Genomic DNA, 21,924 nt, shown 5'->3' on the forward strand with positions numbered 1-21,924 from the left:
CGTGAGAGTCAGGAGGCAGCGATGGCGCAGGAGCAGACCAAGCGCGGTGGTGGCGGTGACGAGGACGATGTCACCGACCTAGGGGGACCGGCCGGGCAGGAGCGCCGCGAAAAGCTGGCGGAGGACACCGACGATCTGCTCGACGAGATCGATGACGTGCTGGAAGAGAACGCCGAGGACTTCGTGCGGGCATATGTCCAAAAGGGTGGCCAGTGATCTGGCGCGATGACTCGATCGCCAGCCAATCTGCCGGGCAGCATTTCCGTAACTCGAACCTTTCCTCGTTTTCCGAGTACCTGAGGGTCCAGGCCCCGGAGCTACTTCCGGTGCTCGGGAAGGCACACGGAGCGATCGAACACAGGGACGTGATCTCGGGCCTGCCGCACGGCACCACCATCGTGGCGCTGACGTATAGCGGTGGGGTGCTGATCGCGGGTGACCGACGCGCGACCCAGGGCAATTACATCGCGAACCGCGATATCGACAAGGTGCAGATCACCGACAACCATTCGGCGACCGGTATCGCGGGAACCGCTGCCATTGCCGTCGAGTTCGCGCGGTTGTACGCCGTCGAGCTGGAGCACTACGAGAAGCTCGAAGGTGTGCAGCTGTCCTTCAACGGTAAGGCCAACCGACTGTCGGCCCTGGTGCGTGGCAATCTCGCCGCGGCCATGCAGGGTCTGGTGGCGGTGCCCCTGTTGGTGGGTTACGACATCGACGACTCGAACAGTGAAACCGCCGGGCGCATCGTGTCTTTCGACGTCGCGGGTGGCTGGCACGTGGAGAGCGACGGCTACCAGGCCGTGGGCTCGGGCTCGATGTTCGCCAAGTCATCTATCAAGAAGCTGTACAAGCCTGGCGGCGACGCGTGGGGCGCGCTAGCGGTGGCCGTGGAGGCGCTGTACGACGCCGCCGAGGACGACTCGGCAACGGGCGGTCCGGATCTGGTACGCCGGGTGTTTCCGACGGCCGTTCGGATCGATTCCGGGGGAGCGGTCCGAGTCCCCGAGGCCGATATCGAACGCATCGCGCGCGAGGTCATCGAGAAGCGGACCGAAGCGGCACGTGGTGAATCAGGCTCGGGAGCTGACGCATGACCTTTCCGTATTACGCATCGGTCGAGCAGCTCATGCGCGACCGTTCGGAGCTCGCACGCAAGGGAATCGGCCGTGGCCGTTCGGTAGTGGCGCTCACGTACGCCGACGGAGTGTTGTTTGTCGCCGAGAACCCGTCGAACTCGCTGCAGAAGGTCAGTGAGGTCTACGACCGTGTGGGTTTCGCGGCCGTCGGAAAGTTCAACGAGTTCGACCGGCTGCGCCGTGGAGGCATTCAGTGGGCCGATATGCGTGGCTACGCCTACGACCGTCGCGATGTGAGCGGACGACAGCTGGCCAACATCTATGCGGAGGCGCTCGGCACCATCTTCAACGAGCAGGCCAAACCGTACGAGGTGGAGCTGTGTGTGGGCGAGGTCGCTCACCAGAACCAGGACACTGCGCCGGTGCTGTACCGGATCACCTACGACGGGTCGATTGCCGATGAGCCGCATTGGGTGGTCATGGGCGGTATCACCGAACCGGTGATCAATTCGCTCAAGGAGAGCTACGCCGAGGGCGCCGCTCTCAAAGATGCGGTGGGTTTCGCGGTGAAGGCACTGCAGGCCGGGGCAAGTTCGGCCAATGGCTCCGCCGAGGGCCGGGTATTGGGCGGACTCGAGGTGGCGGTTCTCGAACAGAGCCGTCCCCGCCGGGCGTTCCGGCGGATCAAGGGTGTCGCGCTGGAAGCACTTCTGCCCGAAGATTTCTCGCCGGGGCAGCCAGAGGGCGGCGGCGATCCCGCACCGGAGTCAGGTGATTCCAAGGACACCAAGGACTCGAAGGATTCCAAGGACACGAAGGACAGCTAGCTCCAGTGCTTTCGGAGCGACAACGGCCGGCAATCGCCGGTGCGGTTCTTGCTGCGCTCTTCGTGGTGCTGGGCTTCGTCGCTCACGCCGGTACTGTCGTCGACCATTCGGTGCTGGAGTTCATGCTGGGCCGGCGCCGAGACTGGCTGACTCCCATCGCGGTGTTCATCACCGATGTGGTGGGCCCCAACGGCATGTGGCCGCTCGGGATCAGCATCGGCGCGGTGCTTTGGTGGCGCTGGCGTAAACCGTTGCCCGCTTTGGTGATCTTCGGGACCTTGATCGCTACCAGGATCGCGATCCCGCTGACCAAACACCTCGTGGGCACCGAACGTCCACCACACGCCGTACGGCTCGTGGTGGAGGAATCCCCGTCATATCCGTCGGGACATTCGTTGACGACGCTTTCGGTGTTGGGGGTGCTCGCGGTAATCCATGGGTACGGGCGCGGCCGCACCACGCGAATCTGGCTGTGGGTGGCGGCGGTCGTCGGCACGGGAGCCGTCGCCCTGACGCGGCTGTATCTGGGCGTGCACTGGCTGACCGATGTCACCGGGGGTGTGCTGCTGGGCGGTGTGATCGTGATCGTGGCGGGATGGGTGTACGGGCGATACGCGGCCCCATACTTATCCACAGCCTGAAATTGATGGAACCGCGCACCTGTATCGGCGGTCCTACCTGATATCGAACCCGCTTCCGCCAGGTAGGAGCTGCCATGTCCGTCAACGACCGGGAAACCTTGTCGTCCGCATCCATCGACGTCGCGACGCTGCGGCTTGCAGATGGCGCCTGTGAGGAGCTCGCCACTCGCTGCGAGCTCCTACGGTGCACATTTGCGGGCGCCATCGCGCGACTGGACGCATTCGTGCCCGTGAACCACGCTATCTTCGGCGATTGCGAGGAGGGCCGGGGGTGGGGCCGGGTGGTGCGTGACACCGTCTCGGCGCCGACGGGATCGCTGGCCGCCACACTCGAACAACATCGGTCCTTGCTTACCGAGTTCGCCGAGACGTTCCGGCGCATCGAAGACGCCTACCTGGATATCGACAGAACCTCCGCCGACCGCTCCCGGAAAGCGGGGCGATGAAATGGCAGGCACCGTACGGCCCGATGAATGGCTCGGCGACAAGTGGAGCCATGACGCCATCATGGACATGCAGGCACGGATGGCGCCTGAGGACATCATGCGCATCGCCGGTGAGTGGAAAGACATTCTGGGCGAGATCGATTCGCTGTTCTCGAGCTTTCTGGACGATGTGACCGCCACCATCGGCGAGGGGTGGAGCGGCCCGGGCGCACAGGCAGCGCTGAGCACCATGCGTTCCTATGTGGGAAATTCGCGTGTCGCGCTCAGGCAGGCATATACCTTGTCGGCAGGCCTGGACGTGCTGGCAATGGCGACGCGCGAATTGCAGCAGAAGATCGCGTCCCCGTCCGCCCGCACGCCGGTGGGCAAGCTTGGGGAGGTGTATAGGTCGGGAAGTTCATTCGCGCAAGAATTCGGCCTCTGGGAAGAGGCATTGAATCATGTGCGCACCATGTACAGCGGCCCGGCGGTGCAGGCCGGTAACGCGGTCGCCAAGCTGACCGGCCCACGGGACCGACTGCTGTTCGATTCCGGTGCGGATGCGGAGCGGTCGACCGTTGTCGACCGGCCCGAGAACGAGCACGGCGAGCAGGCCGGGCGGGCTGAGGATTTCCTGTCGCGGTGGGGGCTGGGACAGCCGGAGCCGAATTCGCAGCAGCCGGCGCCCCAAGGCAATATCGGCATACCTCTGCCGATACCGCTCACGATGGCGGGTCTACCGGGTAGTCCATTCCGGGAGAAGGGTTTTGAATCAGGACTGGGGGTCGACGAGCTCGGCGAAGACGACGTTTACGCGGGCCAAAACTGGATGCGTGATCCGCTCTGGCACGAGAACCCAACCCGCAGTGCCGGGTTCGAATCCGAGACACCCACCAGTCGACAGCCGCTTTCTGCTGACCGGATGCCCTCAGTCGGTGCGGGACCCACGGTGGCGACTGCGGGCGGGGTCGGAGCGGGAGCTACCACGCGGTCGCAGGGCGCAATGATGCCGATGATGGGTATGTATCCGCCACCCGCAGGACAGCGGCGCGGCGATGAAAACGAGCATTACAGCTCGCCATACCTGGTCAATCGCGATAACACCCGCGAGCTGCTCGGGGAGCTGCCCAAGGGGTCGGCCCCGGTCATCGGGCTGTGGCAGGGCAGCTTAGATGACGATGACGACGATATCGGGCCACCTCCGCGACGTGGGTTTCGTTCGCGCTGAGTCGGCCCCCTGAGGGCTTGGTTATTTGCGATTCCAGCGGTTTCAGTCAGGCTGGGTGATGAATGAGCAGTGGCAGCACCGCTTGCGCTCCGGCCTGCCGCAGATGAGCGGCGGCCACGGTGACGGGCCACCGGGTAGACGTCGAGTCTGCGACGAGCAGCACACATCGGCCCCTGATCGCGTCCCGCAGTGAGTCGTCCACGCCGATCGCATCACGCCAGTAGGCGGCCTCCTCCCCGCCTGATGAATCTCGGTTAGGAGCCTTGCCCGCAGCCACTGGCATCACCGCTTGTCGCAGACGACCGACCGTGGCAATTCGGTCGGTTACCGGCTGCACCGGATTAGACGCCCCGGTCAGCTGCAGCGACACCGCGATCTCGGGGCGGGCGACCCATTCGTCGCGCCATCGAGCGAGAGTGGAGACCGCGGCCTGGGCCAGAGCCTCGATCGCCTCTGGCTCGTCTGCAACTGCAGCGGTGATCACCCCGCTCCATTCCGCAGCGTCGGCGTGGACCAGCACGCGGCCAGGCTTGGCGAGCAGGTCCACTGGAATCTTGCCGCGGGTACCGAACTCTCCGCCAGGCCACATCTTTCGGGGTTCAAGCACTGTGGAGTTGGTGCGCAGGGTGGCGGCGACACTCTGCATCAGCTCAGCGGGCACCGGCAGTCCAAGCCCATCGGGTGTCCGCCCGAGGCACACCGAGCAGCGTCCACAAGATGCGGCCTGCGGATCGTCGAGTGATTCTGTGAGCAGCTGCATGAGGCAGCGTTCGCCTCGCGTGTAGGCCTTCATGATGTCAGCCTCGCGGCGGCGAGTGGCGATGATGCCGTCATAGTGCTCAGCGTCGAAACGCCAAGGGCTACTGGTGGATTGCCAACCACCGTCGACCCGTTCCACTGCGCCGTCGACGGCGAGCTGTTTGACCATGAGCTCGATTCGTGTGCGCCGAATACCGGTCTTGGCCTCGAGTGCGTTTACCGATACCGATTCCGCACCGTCGCGCGTCTCAGCGGCGAGAGCAGTGAGAACTGTGCCCATCTGTTGGGGATCTGGAATCGAAGCGGTGGTGAAGTAGTCCCATATACCGGCATCGGACTCCGATGGGAGCAGTACGACCGCCGCGTGGTCGATGGCACGGCCGGCGCGCCCCACCTGCTGGTAGTAGCCGACTGGTGACGGCGGCGAGCCGATGTGGACTACGAACCCGAGGTCGGGCTTGTCGAAGCCCATCCCCAGGGCAGAAGTGGCGATCAGCGCCTTGATCCGGTTGTCACGTAACGCGTCCTCTAGCCGAGCTCGAGTGTCCGCATCGAGCTGACCGGTGTACGCAGCGACTTTCGCCTGTGGGTGTACTGCGTGGATGCCGTCCACTAGACGTTGCGCATCGGCCACAGTGAGTACGTAGACGATGCCCGACCCTGGTAACTCATCCAGGTGCTGAGCGACCCAGGCATAACGTGCCAGCGGCGACATCGGTGGCAACACGTTGAGCTGCAATGACCGGCGGGCTAGCGGTCCGCGGAGGACAAGGGTGGCGTCCCCAAGCTGGGTGGCCACGTCATCGGTGACCCGCGCGTTCGCGGTGGCAGTGGTGGCGAGTACCGGCGTCTGCGGGTTCATCCGGGTGAGCACGTCGGACACCCGGCGGTAGTCGGGACGAAAATCGTGTCCCCAGTCCGACACCGCATGCGCCTCGTCGATGACGAGCAGTCCCATGGAGCCTTCGAGTGCCGAAAGCACCCTCCGGCCAAACGACGGGTTAGCCAGCCGTTCCGGTGACACCAGCAGCACGTCGATGTCGCCAGCCACGATCTGCGCTTCGATCGCACTCCAGTCGTCGAAATTGGACGAGTTGAGAGTTGCGGCTCGCAGCCCTGCCCGAGCGGCGGCGGCGACCTGATCGCGCATCAGAGACAACAGCGGCGAGACGATCAGTGCCGGTCCGGAGCCCTCGGCGCGTCGGATCGCTGTCGCGACCCAATACACCGCGGATTTGCCCCATCCTGTGGCTTGGACCACCAGCACCCGAGCTGCGGGCTCCAATAGCGCTGCCACCGCGGTTTCTTGATCTTCTCGCAGCATCGCACCGGGACCGGCCAGCGCCGCTATCACCTCGCGAGCCTGATCCGCCCTGGCCCCGCTGAGTCGTTGGCTCATGATCCAGATCCCCCTCGTGTTCGGTTACCGGTTGGTCGCAACCTATAAGGGATGGCCGACGGGCGGCAGTACGGCAAAACCGGTCCAGGCGCACCAGGGAACTAACGTCGACGAAGAAGGTGTTGTGCGTGACGGGACAATCGCGCAGAAACCGCGAAAACGATTGATATATGGCGTGATAACCGCTTGCGGTGCATGCAGGTGATCGATTCGCCAGCAGCAGCAGGCAACGCACCGCATCGAGGGCGGGGGCCTTAAAGCGCTCCGACGACGAGCTCGTCGGCATGGTTGTTGGGTGTCGGCCAGGTGGCCTTTCGGCTTGACTTGCCGACCCTAACGATCCATGGGCCGGCAAAAGATAGTCTCTTGCCGACCCATGGATCGCGTAAAGATCAGACCGCGGTCACTCCGGTGGCCTGGGGGCCCTTGGCGCCCTGTCCTACCTCGAACTGAACCCGCTGGTTCTCCTCTAGCGAGCGAAAACCACCGCCCTGGATCTCGGAGTAGTGGACGAAGACGTCCGCACTGCCGTCATCGGGAGAGATGAAGCCGAAGCCCTTTTCCCCGTTGAACCATTTCACGGTTCCTTGAGTCATATTTCTTGTACTTCTTTCGTTTACTTTCGCGAATGCAGAACACATTCGCGATGCAGTGTACCCGGTTTACCCGGCCGGTAATGCTAATTGGAGGTAGACCGGTCAGCAGTGTTCGTAGATGCCGGGCAGGCGCGCCTTGATGAGGGGCCACCTCCGCGACATGGGTTTCGTTCGTGCTGAGCCGGACCCTTGAGGGCTTGGGTTTGCGCCGGTACCAATATCGGGTGCCTTCGACACTGTCCGCTGATTGCTGCTGTCGCCTGACGCCGTCCCGTCGCGCCTAGCCACAGAAAGCCGTTTGCATAGTGTCTGTTTTCGTCGACGTCGTTCCCGATGAGTCTTCCGCTGAAACGGCGGAAGATGTTGCGCGTCCGTCACAATGGCGCCGCCGGTTGACCAATGCCGCCCTGCCGCTGCTGTCGGTGATCGTCTTCTTCGGCCTTTGGCAGCTGGCGGCGGTAAGCGGCATCTGGAATCAGACCTTTGTGCCGTATCCGAGCAGCATCTGGAACGCGTTCATCGAGGTGTCCACCACCCACGACAACGTGCGCGGCTACGGCGGCTACCTGTTGTGGGAGCACCTGTATATGACGTTGCGCCGCTTGTTTTTCGGCGTCGTCATCGGTGTCACCGGTGGTGTACTGCTGGGTCTGGTCATGGGGTCGATCGGCTGGGTGCGCAGTGTGCTCGAACCCTGGCTGACCTTCCTGCGCACACTGCCGCCGCTGGCGTACTTCTTCCTGTTGGTCATCTGGCTCGGTATCGACGAGGCCCCCAAGATCACCCTGCTGGCACTGGCAGCACTGCCGCCCGCTGCCGTCGCCACCACGGCCGCCGTGGTCGCCGCCCCGGTGGGCCTGGTGGAGGCCGCCCGCGCGCTGGGCGCCACCCGCTGGCAGGTGGTCCGTGACGTCGTCGTCCCCTCGGCGCTGCCCGAAACCTTCACCGGCGTGCGCCTCGCGGTCGGCATGGCGTACTCGTCGGTGGTGGCCGCTGAGCTCTTCAACGGCATACCCGGTATCGGCGGCCTCGTGAAGGACGCCAGTAACTACAACAACACCCCGGTGGTGCTTGTCGGAATCTTCTCGATCGGGATCTCGGGCTTGGTCATCGACGCGATCCTGCGCGCGGTCGAGCACCGTGCGGTGCCGTGGAGAGGCAAGATATGAGACTGGGCCGAATCGCGGCGGCGCTGATGGTCACGATCGGGGCCCTATCGGGGTGCGCCATCGACCACTCGGGCCTGCAGGACGGCAAGCCGACGATCCGGATCGGTTACCAGAACTTCCCCAGCGGTGACCTTGTGGTCAAGCAAAACCGTTGGCTGGAAACGGCATTGCCCGAATACAACATCAAGTGGACACGTTTCGACTCCGGCGCCGATATCAACACGGCATTCATCGCCCGAGAACTGGACTTCGGAGCGTTGGGTTCGAGTCCCTTCGCGCGGGGGTTGTCGGCCCCGTTGAACATCCCCTACCGGGTGGCCTTCATCCTCGATGTGGCCGGAGACAACGAGGCGCTGGTGGCGAGTAATCGCAGCGGTGTCACGACGATCGCCGGCCTCAAGGGCAAGCGCATCGGTACCCCGTTCGCCTCCACCGCGCATTACAGTCTGCTGGCCGCGTTGGCACAGAACGGATTGTCGGCGAAGGATGTTCAGCTGGTGGACCTGCAGCCGCAGGCCGCGCTGGCCGCCTTCGACCGTGGTGACGTCGACGCCGTCTACACCTGGCTGCCCACGGTTGACCAGGTGCGCAAAAACGGCAGAGATCTGATCACCAGCCGACAGCTGGTCGTGGGAGGTAGGCCCACCCTCGACCTCGCCGCGGTATCCAACGCCTTCGCCGACGCACATCCCGAGGTTGTCGACGTGTGGCGCCAGCAGCAGGCGCGGGCACTGAGACTCATCCGCGACGATCCCAGTACGGCAGCCAAGGCGATCGCAGCCGGGAACGGGCTCACCCCACAGGAGGTGGCCGGACAGCTCAAGCAGGGGATCTACCTCACTCCGGAAGAGATCGCCTCACCGAAATGGATTGGTGGGGAAGGAAAGCCGGGACACATCGCCGTAGACTTAGAGAGCGCCTCGCGGTTCCTGGCCGACCAGAAACAGATCCCCGCGGCAGCGCCGCTGACGACGTTCGAGAACGCCATCTACACGAAGGGCCTACCCGGTGTCATTAGTCGATGATGTGGAAACCGCTGTCGAGGAACGGAACACCGGATCGATACGGATCAGCGGCGTTACCCACCGCTACGGCAGCGGCGCAGCCAGGACGACGGCGCTGGGCCCGGTCGACCTGACCGTCGATCCGGGGACATTCCTGGTGTTGGTGGGGGCGTCGGGCTGCGGCAAGAGCACCCTGCTGCGGCTGCTTGCCGGATTCGAGTCGCCGAGTGAAGGCGCCGTGCAGGTGGCCGGCGGCGCGCCCACACCGGGCATCACCTCGGGAGTGGTGTTCCAGCAGCCACGCCTGTTTCCCTGGCGCACCGTCGGAGGAAACATCGAGCTCGCCCTGAAGTACGCGAAGGTGCCCCGCGAGCGGTGGGCGCAACGCCGTGACCAGCTGCTGACCCGAGTCGGGCTGGAAGGCACTGCGGGCCGACGCATTTGGGAGATCAGTGGCGGCCAGCAGCAACGAGTGGCCATTGCCCGCGCCCTCGCGGCGGAGACCCCGCTGTTTCTGCTCGACGAGCCATTCGCGGCGCTCGACGCACTCACCCGGGAACGCCTCCAAGAGGACGTCCGCCAGGTGAGTGCCGAGTCGGGCCGCACCACGGTATTCGTCACGCACAGCGCCGACGAGGCCGCCTTCCTCGGATCGCGCATCGTGGTGCTGACCCGCCGTCCCGGCCAAGTGGCACTGGATATTCCGGTGGAGCTGCCCCGAACCGGTATCGACCCCGACGACCTGCGCCGCTCGCCCGAGTACGCGGAACTGCGCACCGAGGTGGGCAAGGCTGTGAAGTCCGCAGCGGCTTAGGTTGTTTCCCGATACTCCCGCAAGAGCTCCGCGGCCTCGTTCTGGTAGGCGTGCTCGGCCCATTCCCGTGGTGTCGATCCGAATCGGGTATCGGTGATTGAGCGGTCGGCCCCCACTTCCAGGAGCCTGCGAATCAGCGCGAGATCACCGGCCCAGGCCGCCTGATGCAGCGGTGTCGCACCCTCTTCGTCGCGGGCATTGACATCGGTGGGGAAGGAGGACGCCACGAGAGTGGCTCCCGTGGTGTCAATTCCGTGCCGAGCAAGCAACTCCAGCCGGTCTGCGAACCCGTGCTCGGCCGCCCAGTCGACCTGCCGTCGCCACATCTGGTCGCGGGTCTCCATGGCCTCGCCTAGACGGCGCTCCCACGGGCTCGCGTCGGTATCGGCCAACCCGTGGGCGAACAACAGCTCCAGATGCGCATCGTCGGGACGGAACATCCTGTTGTAGAGGGTCTGCTGATCCACTGGATGCGCACCCCGCTCCAGCAGCAGGGTGGCCAGCTGATCGGCGAAGGGATGGCGGGGCTGGCGCCCCGGGCCCTGCTCTCCCTCACCGAACACTCCGGTCAACGCGGTGAATGGGGTGGACAATCCGCGCCACAGGTATCCCGAGTTCGGGTCGGCGCCGGCATCGAGAAGAAGGTGCGCAGCAGACAGCACCTCCTGCGCGGTGCGCCGCAGGGGTGCACGGCCATAGCACAGGTAGATCAGCGGAAGCCATTGGTACGGACCACCGCTGGTTGTCGCCAACGTCGGTCTCGCAGCCAGATGTCGGGTGAGCGCGGCCGGATCGGCGGCAGCCGCGGCGGCCCACACATGCCGGTTCACCAGAGCAGGATCTGCGGCGAGAAGATCTGCTGCCGCCTGCCAGCGCGGCGGCGCATCGTTCTCGTCATACCGCAGTGAGGTGAGGGCACAGAACCGGTCGGCGGAATCGAGAGCGGCTTCGTTCACCGCGCTCGGATCGGTGCTGAGTGCGGCCGCGAGCTCCAGATAGTGCACGAGCGTGGCCCAGCCGGTGAACCCGTATCGGCGCGCGACCGTCAACTGGGCATCATGTAACGCGAATTGCTCACCTGCCAATGCGATATCGGGGCGTGGATGGTACTGACGCACCGTGCCGATCGCCTCGGGGTCCGCGGCTCGGACCGCGCGCTGAAGTCTGCGCGCATCATCACGAAGCCGATCGAGTGACGGATTGGTGGGAAGGGTGCTGGCCATGACGGCCTCCTCTCGTAAGCCCGATGTCCGCGAGACCAGGCCGAGAAGAGGTCGATGAACCTTCCAGTGGCACAGACAGGGAGGCTGAGCCTCTTCGGGCGGACACCGGGCGTTCCTGCACGCCCGGTGTCCACATTACCGCCCTACAGCGCGGGGCGCCGGTTCACCCACGGTTCGGTGGCTTCGAGCTGAGCGGCCAACCGTATGAGCTGTGATTCGCCACCGAGGGATGCGACGAACTGCACGCCGAGCGGCAGCCCCTGCGGAGTCTGATAGAGCGGCAACGAGATTGCCGGGCGCCCAGTCAGATTCGCCAACTGGGTGTACGGAACCCACCCGAGATTGTCGTTGATCATGCTGTCGACGATGTTGGCGTACTTGAGCAAGCGAGCGGTCTTGGTGCGTAGCAGCACATCGGAAACCGCCGCGAGCGGTGCCGGGAGATCGAATTCGCCGATCTTTGGTGGGATCTTGGCCAGCGTCGGCGTCAGCAGCAGGTCATAGTCACCGAAGAATGTCGCCAGCTCTCGCACATAGTTGTGTCGGCGCTCCACGGCCGCAACGTAATCGGGTCCGCTGGTGGTGCGGCCGAGCGCCGCGATGAGCAGGGTGTCACGTTCGAATCCCTCGTCACCGGCACCGGTCATTTGCTTAGTGAGGTCCACCTCGTACGCGGCATGCACGAACCAGGTCAGCAGGAAATCGCGTGCGAGCTGTCCGTCGTCATAGGGAGCGCTGACCTCTTCTACCTCGTGACCCAGGTGAGTCAGGATGCGGACGGCGTTCTCGACAGCGGCCACCGCGGCCGGATCGGGGTTTGGGGTGATGACAGTAGGGACCCGCACGCCGATCCGCAGCTTGCCGGGGTCCCGGCCGGCCTGTGATGCGTACGAATCCTCTGGTACCGCAGGCAGATACGGCGAGGTGGGCTCTGGGCCCGCAATGACGTCGAGCATTGCGGCGGTGTCGCGAACTGTGCGCGACACCGTCCCCGCGGTGGCCGCACCGTGCATCGGCTCGCCGGCCATCGGACCCATCGGCACCAGACCGCGGCCGGGCTTGAGGCCCACCAGCCCGCAGCATCCCGCCGGGATGCGGATCGACCCACCGCCGTCGCTGGCGCCCGCCACCGGCACGATTCCCGCTGCCACCGCAGCGGCGGAACCGCCCGAGGAGCCACCCGGGGTGCGGTTGAGATCCCACGGATTACGGCTCGCCCCAAACAGATCCGGCTCGGTGATGCCCTTCGAGCCGAATTCGGGGGTGTTGGTCTTGCCGAAGATGACGAGGCCGGCATCGAGCCAGCGCTGCACGACGGTGGAGTTCTCCGCGACGGGGATCGTGGACAACGCCCGGCAGCCTCCCGCCGTCGGGTGCCCCTTGTAGTCCTGGCCGAGATCCTTGATGAGGAAGGGCACCCCCGCGAACGGTCCGCTCAGGTCACCGGCGACCTGTTGGTCTGCCTCCGGGATATCGCGCACGATGGCGTTGATCTTGCCGTTGACGGCTTCGGCACGGGCGCGGGCGGCAGTAAGCAGCTCGGCGGGTGTGACCTGCTTGGTGGCAACCAGCTCCGCTAGGCCGGTGGCGTCGTATTGGGAGTATTCGGTGAAGTCCACGAGACCAGATTATGCGCTCGGGGACCACATTCCAGTGGCTACGCTCGTATCCACACTGCGGTCGCCTCAACTGATCAGGCGCGTGCCTTCGACAGCACATCGTTATAGATCGCGACGATCTTCTCGGTCTGCAACGACTGCCGCGGCTCGTCCTGGTGCGCGGCGACAACCTCGGTCATCTGGCGCAGCTTGGCGCGGTCATCGGCCAGCGACCGGATGGCCGCTGCGATCGCCTCGACGGACTCGTTCTCCGTCACCAAGCCGCCGCCCTCCGGGACCGATTCGCCCAGGACCCCGTCGCAGAAAATGACCGGAGTGGACATCGAAATCGCCTCCAGCAGAACCAGGCCCTGGGTATCGAAACCGTAGGAGGTGAACAACAGGGCGCTGCTGGCCCCCATCGCCGCCAGGCAGCTGTCCTGGCTGACCCGGCCACGCAACCGGATCCGGTTGGAGGCTCCATGCGAATCGACATACTTCTTAATGGCGTGTTCCAGGTGACCGTCACCGTAGATGTCCATGATGCAGTTCTTGACCTGAGTTGCCGCCTTCACCGCTTCGAGCGCCCGCTTCTCCGGGGACAGGCGACCGCACCAGATCAGCCGCAGCGGCTCATCATCGGTCGGCTTGTCATCCGCCGCTTCGCGCGCGATATCCACGAGCTCGTCGTCGACGCCGTTCGATACGACCGAAATCGGCCGACGCAGGCCCCGGTCGGTGAGGGCCTGAGCGAAATGTGTGGTCGGGGTGATCTCGTGGTCCACCGCCTGCGCCTGAGCCATCATCAGCTGCCACGCCCGCCGCGATGCCGCGGACTCCTGAACTGTCGTCAGGTGGAAGTCCTTGGGTAGGTGGCGTTCCTGCATCTGGCTGAAGATCCACGCCAATAGCAGCGGGTTGGGGCTGGCCTTCTCGAAGTACACGTCGTACCGGGTGTGCTTGGTCTGCACGACGGGGATGCCGTGGCGGTGGGCCGCCTCCACACCCGCGATGCAGACACCCAAATCGCCCTGGCTATGGATGATGTCGATGGGCTGGCGGGCCCGAATCTCCCGATCGATGAGTTCGGCGTTCGCCGCACCCGGCCAGACGAAGGTGAAGTCGTCATGCTTGCCCAACTTGCGCATCGCCTCGGCGACAAACGGCACAGGCTTGACCTCGACGACGTTCGGATCGGGGTCGGCGGTGTGGGCCAAGGGGGCGGTGAACACAGTGACCTTGTGGCCGAGCCGTTCCAGGCCGTGACGCTGCCGCGCCACCGAGATCTGTGCCCCGCCCAGGCTCTCGGGGTGAAGATCGGTGAACAGCGCTACATGCATCGTCGAAACCTGTCGTTGTGTGCCAATACGGCGTGCGGAAACCGGGCCCAACCCGCCCCGAACCGTATCGGATCGCCGGTCATGCTGCTGAGATACCCAGACAGAAGCCCGTGAGAAAGGCCAGCCTCCCTGCCGTGGCCGAGGTCACCCAGTAGGCTCGATATGTGCAACGTCGGATCATGGGTATCGAAACGGAGTTTGGCGTCACCTGCACGTTTCACGGTCATCGCCGCCTAAGCCCGGATGAGGTCGCCCGCTATCTATTCCGCCGCGTGGTGTCCTGGGGCCGCAGTTCCAACGTCTTCCTGCGCAACGGCGCCCGGCTCTACCTCGACGTGGGCAGCCATCCTGAGTACGCCACCGCCGAATGCGACAGCCTGGTGCAGCTGGTCACCCATGACCGCGCCGGAGAACGTGTCCTGGAAGACTTGCTCATCGACGCCGAACAGCGCTTGACCGACGAGGGCATCGGCGGCGATATCTATCTGTTCAAGAACAACACCGACTCGGCAGGCAACTCGTACGGCTGCCACGAGAACTACCTCATTGTGCGTGCAGGGGAGTTCTCCCGAATCTCCGATGTGTTGCTGCCGTTCCTGGTCACTCGCCAGCTGATCTGCGGCGCGGGCAAAGTGCTGCAAACCCCGAAGGCGGCGACGTTCTGCTTATCGCAACGCGCCGAACATATTTGGGAAGGCGTGTCCTCGGCCACCACCCGCAGCCGCCCCATCATCAATACCCGCGATGAGCCGCATGCCGATGCCGAGAAGTACCGGCGCCTGCACGTCATCGTCGGCGACTCGAATATGTCCGAGACCACCACCATGCTCAAGGTGGGCACCGCGGCACTGGTGCTGGAGATGATCGAGTCGGGAGTGGCCTTCCGCGACTTCTCGCTGGACAACCCGATCCGGGCGATCCGTGAGGTCAGCCATGACCTCACCGGACGCCGCCCCGTCCGGCTTGCCGGGGGACGCCAGGCCAGCGCGCTGGACATCCAACGCGAGTACTACGCCCGCGCCGTCGAGCACCTCAACACCCGCGAACCCAATGCGCAGATCGAGCAGGTTGTCGAGTTGTGGGGCCGCACGTTGGATGCCGTTGAGGGTCAAGACTTTTCGAAGATCGATACCGAGATCGACTGGGTGATCAAACGCAAGCTGTTCCAGCGCTACGAAGACCGCTACAACATGGAGCTGTCCGACCCGAAGATCGCCCAGCTGGATCTGGCCTATCACGACATCAAACGCGGTCGTGGCGTCTTCGACCTGCTGCAGCGCAAGGGTTTGGCCGCCCGCGTCACCACCGACGAGGAGATCAAGGCCGCGGTCGACCAGCCGCCGCAGACCACCCGGGCGAAGTTGCGCGGCGATTTCATCACCGCGGCCCAGGAGGCCGGACGCGATTTCACGGTCGATTGGGTGCACCTCAAGCTCAACGATCAGGCTCAGCGCACCGTGTTGTGCAAGGACCCGTTCCGGTCCGTCGACGAGCGGGTGGAACGCCTCATCGCCAGCATGTGAGCTGTTGGTTCCGGCTCCCGCGCCGAGATGACATTGTGGCTGGGGAATTCGTCGATATCGGCCTCATGGATGTCATCTCGGCAGAAACGGCTCGAACAAACTTTCGCAACACCCCCTAAAGTGCTGGCAGGAAACACGCCATAGTCCTCTAAGCTTTCCGCCGTGGCGATCTCCAAAGTCGAGCGGTTGATGAACCTGGTGATCTGCCTGCTGTCTACACGCACCTATGTCACCGCCGAACGAATCCGTGCGTCCGTGGCGGGTTACTCGGACTCGCCGAGTGATGAAGCCTTCAGCCGGATGTTCGAGCGGGATAAGAACGAACTGCGCGACCTGGGTATCCCGCTGGAGACGGGGAAGGTGTCGTCCTTCGATGCCACCGAGGGCTACCGGATCCGTCGTGACGCCTACGAGCTACCAGATATCACCCTCACCGCCGACGAATCCGCGGCTGTCGCGGTCGCCACTCAGCTGTGGCAATCGCCCGAGCTGGTCACCGCCGCGCAGGGCGCGCTGATGAAGCTGCGCGCGGCGGGGGTGGACGTCGACCCTGCCGCCGAGAACGTGTCGGTGGCCGCACCCGCCGCCATGCCCGGCGGCCGCGGATCGGAATCGGTACTGCGAATCCTATTGTCCGCCATCGACTCCGGTCAGGCCGTGCAATTCGGGCATCGTCCCTCGCGTGCGGAGCCGTATGTCTTACGCACCGTCGAGCCGTGGGGTGTGATCACCGACCGCGGTCGGTGGTACCTCGTCGGACACGATCGGGACCGGAACGCCACCCGCACGTTCCGACTCTCCCGGATCGGGGAGGACGTCGCGATGCTGGATAAACCGGGGACGGTACGGCGTCCCGAGGGTGTGGATCTGCGTGCCATCGTCGCCAACGCTGTCGGTGACGGGCCGGTGCGGATCACCGCGCGGGTGTGGATCGCCGAGGGGCGTGCCCAGGAGCTGCGCCGGATGGGTGTCGTTGTGGAACCGCACCGGCTAGGGGAGCGCGACGGGGATGTGGTCGAGATCGAGGTTGCCTCGCCCGACCGGCTGGTCCGGTCGATTGCCTCCCACGGGGCTGACGCGGTGGCGCTGGAGCCGGGGCCGGTGCGCGACGAAGTTGTGGCCCGTCTCCGCGAGCATGCGGCCGATGAGCCGCTTGCGCGAAGAGGATCGAATGGGGTTTCGGCATGACCGAGCTGTCCAACCGTTTGACGCGATTACTGAATATGGTCCCGTACTTCCAGGCCAATCCGGGTATCAGCGCCGCCGACGCCGCCGTCGACCTGGGCGTCACCACCAAACAGCTGATGGCGGATCTGAATCAGTTGTGGATGTGTGGTCTGCCCGGTTACGGACCCGGTGACCTGATTGACCTGTCCTTCTCGGAGGAGAGCATCGAGGTCACCTTCTCGGCAGGTATCGACCGCCCGCTGCGTCTCACCTCGCCCGAGGCGACGGCGCTGCTCGTCGCGCTGCGCGCGCTGATCGATATGCCGGGCACTGTCGATCCGGAGGCCGCACGCAGTGCGATCGCCAAGATCGAGGACGCCGCCGGCGCCGGCGATGAGCCGCTCGCGCGCGGAGGTTTAGACACCGATGAGACCGCGCAGACACCCGCCCCCACCGAGTCCGCAGCGGTATCCGCGGTGCGCTCGGCGGTACGCAATCGTAAGGCGCTGCGCATCGAGTACTACTCGGCATCGCGAGATGCGTTGTCGGAGAGGATTGTCGACCCCATCCGCATCGCCGTCGTGGGGGACCATAGTTACCTGGAGGCGTGGTGCAGAGCCTCCGAGGGTGTGCGGTTATTCCGGTTCGACAGGATCGAACAGGCCGAGGTGCTCGACCAGCGAGCCGCGCCCCCCGCACCGGCGGTCCAGACGGCTACCGACACCGGACTCTTCGAGGCCGATCCTTCGCTTCCTGCGGCGACGGTGCTCGTCGCCCCGAGCGCATCCTGGGTCTTCGACTACTTCCCGATGCGTCCCACCGGTGCCCAGCACGCCGACGGATCGGTGGAGGCCGCCATGACCTATGCCTCCGAGGATTGGATGGCCCGGCTGATCCTCGGATTCGGTTCGGCGATCCAGGTGCTGGCGCCGGAATCGTTGGCGCGGCGGGTACGAGGGGATGCTGCGGTGGCGCTGGCGGCGTATCGGGCCAGCTGACCGCGGCGAGCCCTGGGGTAGCATTCAGGGCATACACGACGTCTGGAGGTGACCACATTGGGCGGTCTACAACCCATGCACTGGGTAATCGTTATCGTCGTATTCGCGCTGCTCTTCGGAGCCAAGAAGCTTCCCGACCTCGCGCGTTCGCTGGGTAAGTCGCTGCGGATCTTCAAGTCGGAAGTCAAGGAACTACAGAACGATGGGAAGGGCGCCGAGAGTGCTCCACAAGCCGTGGAGCAGCAGCAAGTGCCTCCCGCTACATCGGTGGAAGCACCGCCCATCGAAACGACGCCCGGTCACAAGCCCACTGCCTAGCCGCGTTTCGCCGCGGGTTAGGTCGGCCGGATAGGTCATGGGTTCATGAACAAGGTCCTGGCCGCTCTCCGGCTGAGCCGACAACCGAAGAATCCCGACGGCACCATGTCGCTCGTCGAGCATCTGCATGAGCTGCGCACACGTCTGCTGATCTCGGTGGCGGCGGTTTTGCTGACCACCATCATCGGATTCGTCTGGTACGAGCACACGATGTTCGGTCTGGAGAGCCTCGGCGAATGGCTGCGTGAACCGTACTGCTCGCTGCCTGCGAGCGCGCGGGCCAATCTCAGCGTCGACGGCGCCTGCCGCCTCTTGGCTACCGCCCCCTTCGAGCAGTTCATGCTGCGTCTCAAGGTGGGGCTGACGGCCGGTGTGGTGCTGGCCTGCCCGGTGTGGTTGTACCAAATCTGGCGTTTCATCACTCCGGGCCTGTACCGCAACGAGCGCAAGTTCGGCGTCATCTTCGTGACCGCCGCCGCAGTGCTGTTCGTCACCGGCGCGTTCTTGGCCTACCTGGTGCTGGCCAAGGCCCTGCACTTCCTCTTGACCGTCGGTAGCGACGTTCAGGTCACCGGCCTCAAGGGTGACGAGTACTTCAGCTTCCTGATCAACCTGCTGTTGGTCTTCGGTGTCAGCTTCGAATTCCCGCTGCTGCTCATCATGCTGAATTTCGTGGGGATGTTGTCGTACGACAAGCTCAAGAATTGGCGCCGCGGCATCATCTTCGGCCTCTTCGTGTTCGCGGCCTTCGCGACGCCGGGAGCCGATCCGTTCTCGATGACGGCTCTGGGCCTCGCGCTGACACTGCTGCTGGAGTTCTCCATCCAGATCGCCCGCGTGCACGACAAGCGCAAGGCCAAGCGTGAGGCGGCGCAGGCGCTGCGCGACGACGAAGCGTCCGCTCTGGAGGCTCCAGAGGCCATTGCCACACCCGAACCGATCGGACGTCCCGAGCGGTTTGACAACATGGGCAAGTGACCGGCATCGGAACTGACGCGCTCGCGGAGTTTTCCCAACGGCTGAGCTTTGCCCTCGATCCCTTCCAGGTGCGCGCGTGCACCGCGTTGGAAAGCGGGCACGGTGTGCTGGTGTGCGCGCCTACCGGTGCGGGTAAGACCATCGTCGGAGAATTCGCGGTGCACCTGGCGTTGGCGGCCGGGCGCAAATGTTTCTACACAACCCCCATCAAGGCGCTGAGCAACCAGAAGTACAACGACCTGGTGTCGGTGTACGGGCCAGAGAAGGTCGGTCTACTTACCGGCGACTCGTCGATCAACTCCGATGCTCCGGTGGTGGTGATGACCACCGAGGTACTCCGGAACATGTTGTATTCGGATTCGCCGGCGCTGCATGGTCTTTCGTACGTCGTGATGGATGAGGTGCACTTCCTGGCGGACCGGTTCCGCGGTGCGGTGTGGGAAGAGGTGATTCTGCACCTGCCCGAGGACGTCGCGCTGGCCAGCTTGTCGGCCACGGTGAGTAATGCCGAGGAGTTCGGCGGCTGGATCAAAACCGTCCGCGGCGACACCACGGTCGTCGTCGACGAAACCAGGCCGGTCCCCTTATGGCAGCACGTCATTGTGGGACGGCGTCTCTTCGACCTCTTCGATTATGGCAATGAGCCCCTTGGGCGAAGAGCATCAGGTTCTGATGTCGACCCCGAGCTCACCCGGTACATCACTCAGCGCCGCCAGGCCGATCGCTTCGCCGACTTTGACCGCCCACGCCGTCACGGCCCGCAGCACCGTTCATCTGGATCTCAGCCCACCCTTTACCGTCCGCCATCGCGCCCCGAGGTAATCGCCCGGCTCGACGAAGACGGCCTGCTTCCGGCGATCACGTTCATCTTCTCGCGTGCCGGATGCGATGGTGCTGTTGCGCAATGCCTTCGGTCCCGGCTACGGCTCACCACGGAGGAAGAACGGCGGGAGATCGTCGCCGTCATCGACCGCCGCACCGAAGGACTGCCCGAGGGCGACCTGGATGTGCTCGGGTACTGGCAGTGGCGTGACGGGCTGCTGCGCGGTATCGCCGCCCACCACGCGGGCATGCTGCCGGTATTCCGGCAGACCGTCGAGGAGCTGTTCACCAAGGGGCTGGTGAGGGCGGTATTCGCTACCGAGACACTGGCATTGGGGATCAACATGCCGGCGCGCACGGTGGTGCTGGAGCGGTTGGTGAAGTTCAACGGAGAGCAGCATGCCCCGTTGACCCCGGGGGAGTACACCCAGTTGACGGGACGAGCGGGGCGGCGCGGAATCGACGTCGAGGGACATGCCGTCGTGTTGTGGACACCCGATGTGGAGCCCAGCGAGATCGCAGGCCTGGCGTCCACGCGCACCTTCCCGCTGCGTAGTTCCTTTGCTCCGTCGTACAACATGACGATCAATCTGGTGCACCGCATGGGCCCGGAGCCGGCACGTGAACTGCTGGAGAGATCCTTCGCTCAGTACCAGGCCGACCGTTCCGTGGTGGGATTGGTGCGCGGAATCGAACGCGGTCAGAAAATGCTCGACGAGATCGCCAATGAGCTTGGCGGGCAAGACAGTTCTGTACTGCAGTACGTTCGGTTGCGCGCCAGCCTCACGGAACACGAGCGAGCCGCCGCACGCGCTTCGCGGCTCGAACGCCGTGGTGCCGCCAACGATGCCTTGGCCGCGCTCAAACGGGGTGATGTCATCGCGATCCCGCACGGTCGGCGCAACGGTGTGGCGGTGGTGCTGGAGCCCGCCGCTGACGGCGATGACCCTCGTCCGCTGGTCTTGACCGAAAATCGTTGGGCCGGAAGGATTTCATCGGCAGATTACTCGGGAGGTGCCGAACCGCTCGGATCTATCGTGCTACCCAAGCGCGTCGAGCATCGTCAGCCCCGGGTGCGACGTGACGTGGCGTCGGCGTTGCGCTCGGCCATCGACGAGGGCCGGGTCCGCAGACCGCAACCCGGCGCGCGGCGCAAGGACGATGCAGACGCCGACGGCTCGGATCTGGGAGCCGAAGTCGAGCGGTTACGCCGCGAAATCCGGGAAAATCCGGTGCATCGCGCCCCCAAACGCGAGGAGTTGGCGCGCACGGGGGAGCGCTATCTGCGCATCGAACGCGATAACGCACAACTGCAGAAGAAGGTTTCGGCGGCGACCAATTCACTCGCGCGCACCTTCGATCGGATTCTGGCGCTGCTCACCGAACGCGGATACATCGAGAGCAGTCCCGAGCTCGACATGAAAGTCACCAAGGACGGCATGCTGCTGGCTCGCATCTACAGCGAGACCGACCTGCTGGTAGCCGAATGCCTGCGACGTGGGCTGTGGGCGGGGCTGAAACCAGCCGAGCTGGCCGCGGTGGCATCGGCGGTGTTGTTCGAATCGCGTGGTGACGCGGTGTCGGTGACGGGAGATGCGCCGACGGCCGCGCTGCGCGCGGCACTTGCCGAGACCCACCGGGCCCTGGCACGGCTGCGACGTGACGAACAACAGCACCAGCTCTCCCCGACTCGCGAGATCGATGAGGGCTTCGTCGCGGCGGTATACAGATGGGCTACCACTGGCGACCTGGCGGCGTCCTTGGACGCAGTCGGCGACACGGGCACCCCGCTTCCCGCCGGTGATTTCGTGCGGTGGTGCCGGCAGGTGGTGGATCTGCTCGACCAGATCCATAAGGCGGCCCCGGATGCCGATGTTCGCTCGGCGGCGAGGGCTGCGGTTACCGACGTGCGGCGTGGCGTCGTCGCCGTTGATGGCACATAAGGTCGAGCAAACGCTAAGGTGGAGCGTCAGCACGCTCGTACACACCGGTAAGAAACAATGTCGCGACACGGGA

Annotated in this window: 20 protein-coding genes; 15 read left to right on the forward strand and 5 right to left on the reverse strand. The window is 64.8% G+C overall.

What is annotated here, in order from left to right; all coding sequences use genetic code 11:
• Positions 1 to 21: 21 nt before the first annotated feature.
• The 6 genes from AB0H22_RS18290 (at position 22) to AB0H22_RS18315 (ending at position 4,200) form a co-directional block, all read left to right on the forward strand.
• Positions 22 to 216, forward strand: coding sequence for a ubiquitin-like protein Pup (locus AB0H22_RS18290; RefSeq protein ID WP_030095612.1), 195 nt, complete (start codon positions 22 to 24; stop codon positions 214 to 216).
• Positions 213 to 1,097: a proteasome subunit beta gene (gene prcB / locus AB0H22_RS18295; protein ID WP_358147888.1), complete on the forward strand. Its 885-nt coding sequence runs from the start codon at positions 213 to 215 to the stop codon at positions 1,095 to 1,097. Before AB0H22_RS18290 ends, prcB begins: the two co-directional genes overlap by 4 nt.
• Entirely contained in the window at positions 1,094 to 1,906 is an 813-nt protein-coding gene (gene prcA / locus AB0H22_RS18300; protein WP_358147890.1) for a proteasome subunit alpha, read from the forward strand. The genes prcB and prcA overlap by 4 nt, the downstream gene beginning before the upstream one ends.
• 5 nt (positions 1,907 to 1,911) lie before the next feature.
• Positions 1,912 to 2,547, forward strand: a complete 636-nt coding sequence (locus AB0H22_RS18305; protein ID WP_180751325.1) for a phosphatase PAP2 family protein — start codon at positions 1,912 to 1,914, stop codon at positions 2,545 to 2,547.
• 74 nt (positions 2,548 to 2,621) lie between these two features.
• Complete coding sequence (locus AB0H22_RS18310; protein WP_180751324.1) at positions 2,622 to 2,993, forward strand: hypothetical protein; 372 nt, start codon at positions 2,622 to 2,624, stop codon at positions 2,991 to 2,993.
• A 1-nt stretch (position 2,994) separates the two neighbouring features.
• Entirely contained in the window at positions 2,995 to 4,200 is a 1,206-nt protein-coding gene (locus AB0H22_RS18315) for a hypothetical protein (RefSeq protein ID WP_358147893.1), read from the forward strand.
• Positions 4,201 to 4,246: 46 nt separating this feature from the next.
• On the opposite strand, the gene AB0H22_RS18320 is transcribed toward AB0H22_RS18315, so the two are convergent.
• Together AB0H22_RS18320 and AB0H22_RS18325 are read right to left on the reverse strand one after the other, a co-directional pair.
• Positions 4,247 to 6,358 (reverse strand): DEAD/DEAH box helicase, encoded by a 2,112-nt coding sequence (locus AB0H22_RS18320; RefSeq protein ID WP_358147895.1) that lies wholly within the window; start codon positions 6,356 to 6,358, stop codon positions 4,247 to 4,249.
• A 392-nt stretch (positions 6,359 to 6,750) separates the two neighbouring features.
• A complete protein-coding gene (locus tag AB0H22_RS18325; RefSeq protein WP_180751321.1) occupies positions 6,751 to 6,954 on the reverse strand; it encodes a cold-shock protein in 204 nt (67 codons plus the stop codon).
• A gap of 305 nt (positions 6,955 to 7,259) precedes the next feature.
• Here AB0H22_RS18325 and AB0H22_RS18330 point away from each other — a divergent pair, with 305 nt between their 5' ends.
• From AB0H22_RS18330 to AB0H22_RS18340, 3 genes are read left to right on the forward strand one after another with little or no spacing between them, the layout of a single operon-like run.
• The gene (locus tag AB0H22_RS18330; protein ID WP_358147897.1) at positions 7,260 to 8,123 is read left to right on the forward strand and encodes an ABC transporter permease; all 864 of its coding nucleotides are present in this window, start codon (positions 7,260 to 7,262) and stop codon (positions 8,121 to 8,123) included.
• Positions 8,120 to 9,148, forward strand: coding sequence for a glycine betaine ABC transporter substrate-binding protein (locus AB0H22_RS18335; RefSeq protein WP_358147900.1), 1,029 nt, complete (start codon positions 8,120 to 8,122; stop codon positions 9,146 to 9,148). Before AB0H22_RS18330 ends, AB0H22_RS18335 begins: the two co-directional genes overlap by 4 nt.
• Entirely contained in the window at positions 9,132 to 9,941 is an 810-nt protein-coding gene (locus tag AB0H22_RS18340; RefSeq protein ID WP_180751318.1) for an ABC transporter ATP-binding protein, read from the forward strand. The genes AB0H22_RS18335 and AB0H22_RS18340 overlap by 17 nt, the downstream gene beginning before the upstream one ends.
• Here the strand turns inward: AB0H22_RS18340 and AB0H22_RS18345 are convergent.
• From AB0H22_RS18345 to AB0H22_RS18355, 3 genes are all read right to left on the reverse strand, one after another.
• Entirely contained in the window at positions 9,938 to 11,164 is a 1,227-nt protein-coding gene (locus AB0H22_RS18345; RefSeq protein WP_358147902.1) for an ankyrin repeat domain-containing protein, read from the reverse strand. The genes AB0H22_RS18340 and AB0H22_RS18345 overlap by 4 nt on opposite strands.
• Positions 11,165 to 11,307: 143 nt before the next feature.
• The gene (locus AB0H22_RS18350) at positions 11,308 to 12,783 is read right to left on the reverse strand and encodes an amidase (protein ID WP_358147904.1); all 1,476 of its coding nucleotides are present in this window, start codon (positions 12,781 to 12,783) and stop codon (positions 11,308 to 11,310) included.
• A 74-nt stretch (positions 12,784 to 12,857) separates the two neighbouring features.
• Positions 12,858 to 14,102 carry a glycosyltransferase gene (locus AB0H22_RS18355; RefSeq protein WP_180751315.1) on the reverse strand — a complete coding sequence of 415 codons (1,245 nt, stop codon included), beginning with the start codon at positions 14,100 to 14,102 and terminating at the stop codon, positions 12,858 to 12,860.
• 164 nt (positions 14,103 to 14,266) lie between these two features.
• Between AB0H22_RS18355 and pafA the strand changes: the two genes are divergently transcribed.
• The 6 genes from pafA to AB0H22_RS18385 all read left to right on the forward strand — a co-directional run bounded on the left by pafA (position 14,267) and on the right by AB0H22_RS18385 (position 21,851).
• Positions 14,267 to 15,625 carry a Pup--protein ligase gene (gene pafA / locus AB0H22_RS18360; protein ID WP_180751314.1) on the forward strand — a complete coding sequence of 453 codons (1,359 nt, stop codon included), beginning with the start codon at positions 14,267 to 14,269 and terminating at the stop codon, positions 15,623 to 15,625.
• 162 nt (positions 15,626 to 15,787) lie between these two features.
• Positions 15,788 to 16,813: a YafY family protein gene (locus AB0H22_RS18365; RefSeq protein ID WP_358147907.1), complete on the forward strand. Its 1,026-nt coding sequence runs from the start codon at positions 15,788 to 15,790 to the stop codon at positions 16,811 to 16,813.
• Entirely contained in the window at positions 16,810 to 17,790 is a 981-nt protein-coding gene (locus tag AB0H22_RS18370; RefSeq protein ID WP_358147909.1) for a YafY family protein, read from the forward strand. The genes AB0H22_RS18365 and AB0H22_RS18370 overlap by 4 nt, the downstream gene beginning before the upstream one ends.
• Before the next feature lie 57 nt (positions 17,791 to 17,847).
• Complete coding sequence (tatA, locus tag AB0H22_RS18375; RefSeq protein ID WP_180751582.1) at positions 17,848 to 18,108, forward strand: Sec-independent protein translocase subunit TatA; 261 nt, start codon at positions 17,848 to 17,850, stop codon at positions 18,106 to 18,108.
• 45 nt (positions 18,109 to 18,153) lie between these two features.
• Complete coding sequence (tatC, locus tag AB0H22_RS18380) at positions 18,154 to 19,086, forward strand: twin-arginine translocase subunit TatC (protein ID WP_358147912.1); 933 nt, start codon at positions 18,154 to 18,156, stop codon at positions 19,084 to 19,086.
• On the forward strand, positions 19,083 to 21,851 hold the full coding sequence (locus AB0H22_RS18385) for an RNA helicase (RefSeq protein ID WP_180751310.1): 2,769 nt from the start codon (positions 19,083 to 19,085) through the stop codon (positions 21,849 to 21,851). The genes tatC and AB0H22_RS18385 overlap by 4 nt, the downstream gene beginning before the upstream one ends.
• Positions 21,852 to 21,924 lie beyond the last annotated feature (73 nt).

This window comes from Mycobacterium sp. NPDC050853, from assembly GCF_040653875.1.
Lineage (GTDB): Bacteria > Actinomycetota > Actinomycetes > Mycobacteriales > Mycobacteriaceae > Mycobacterium.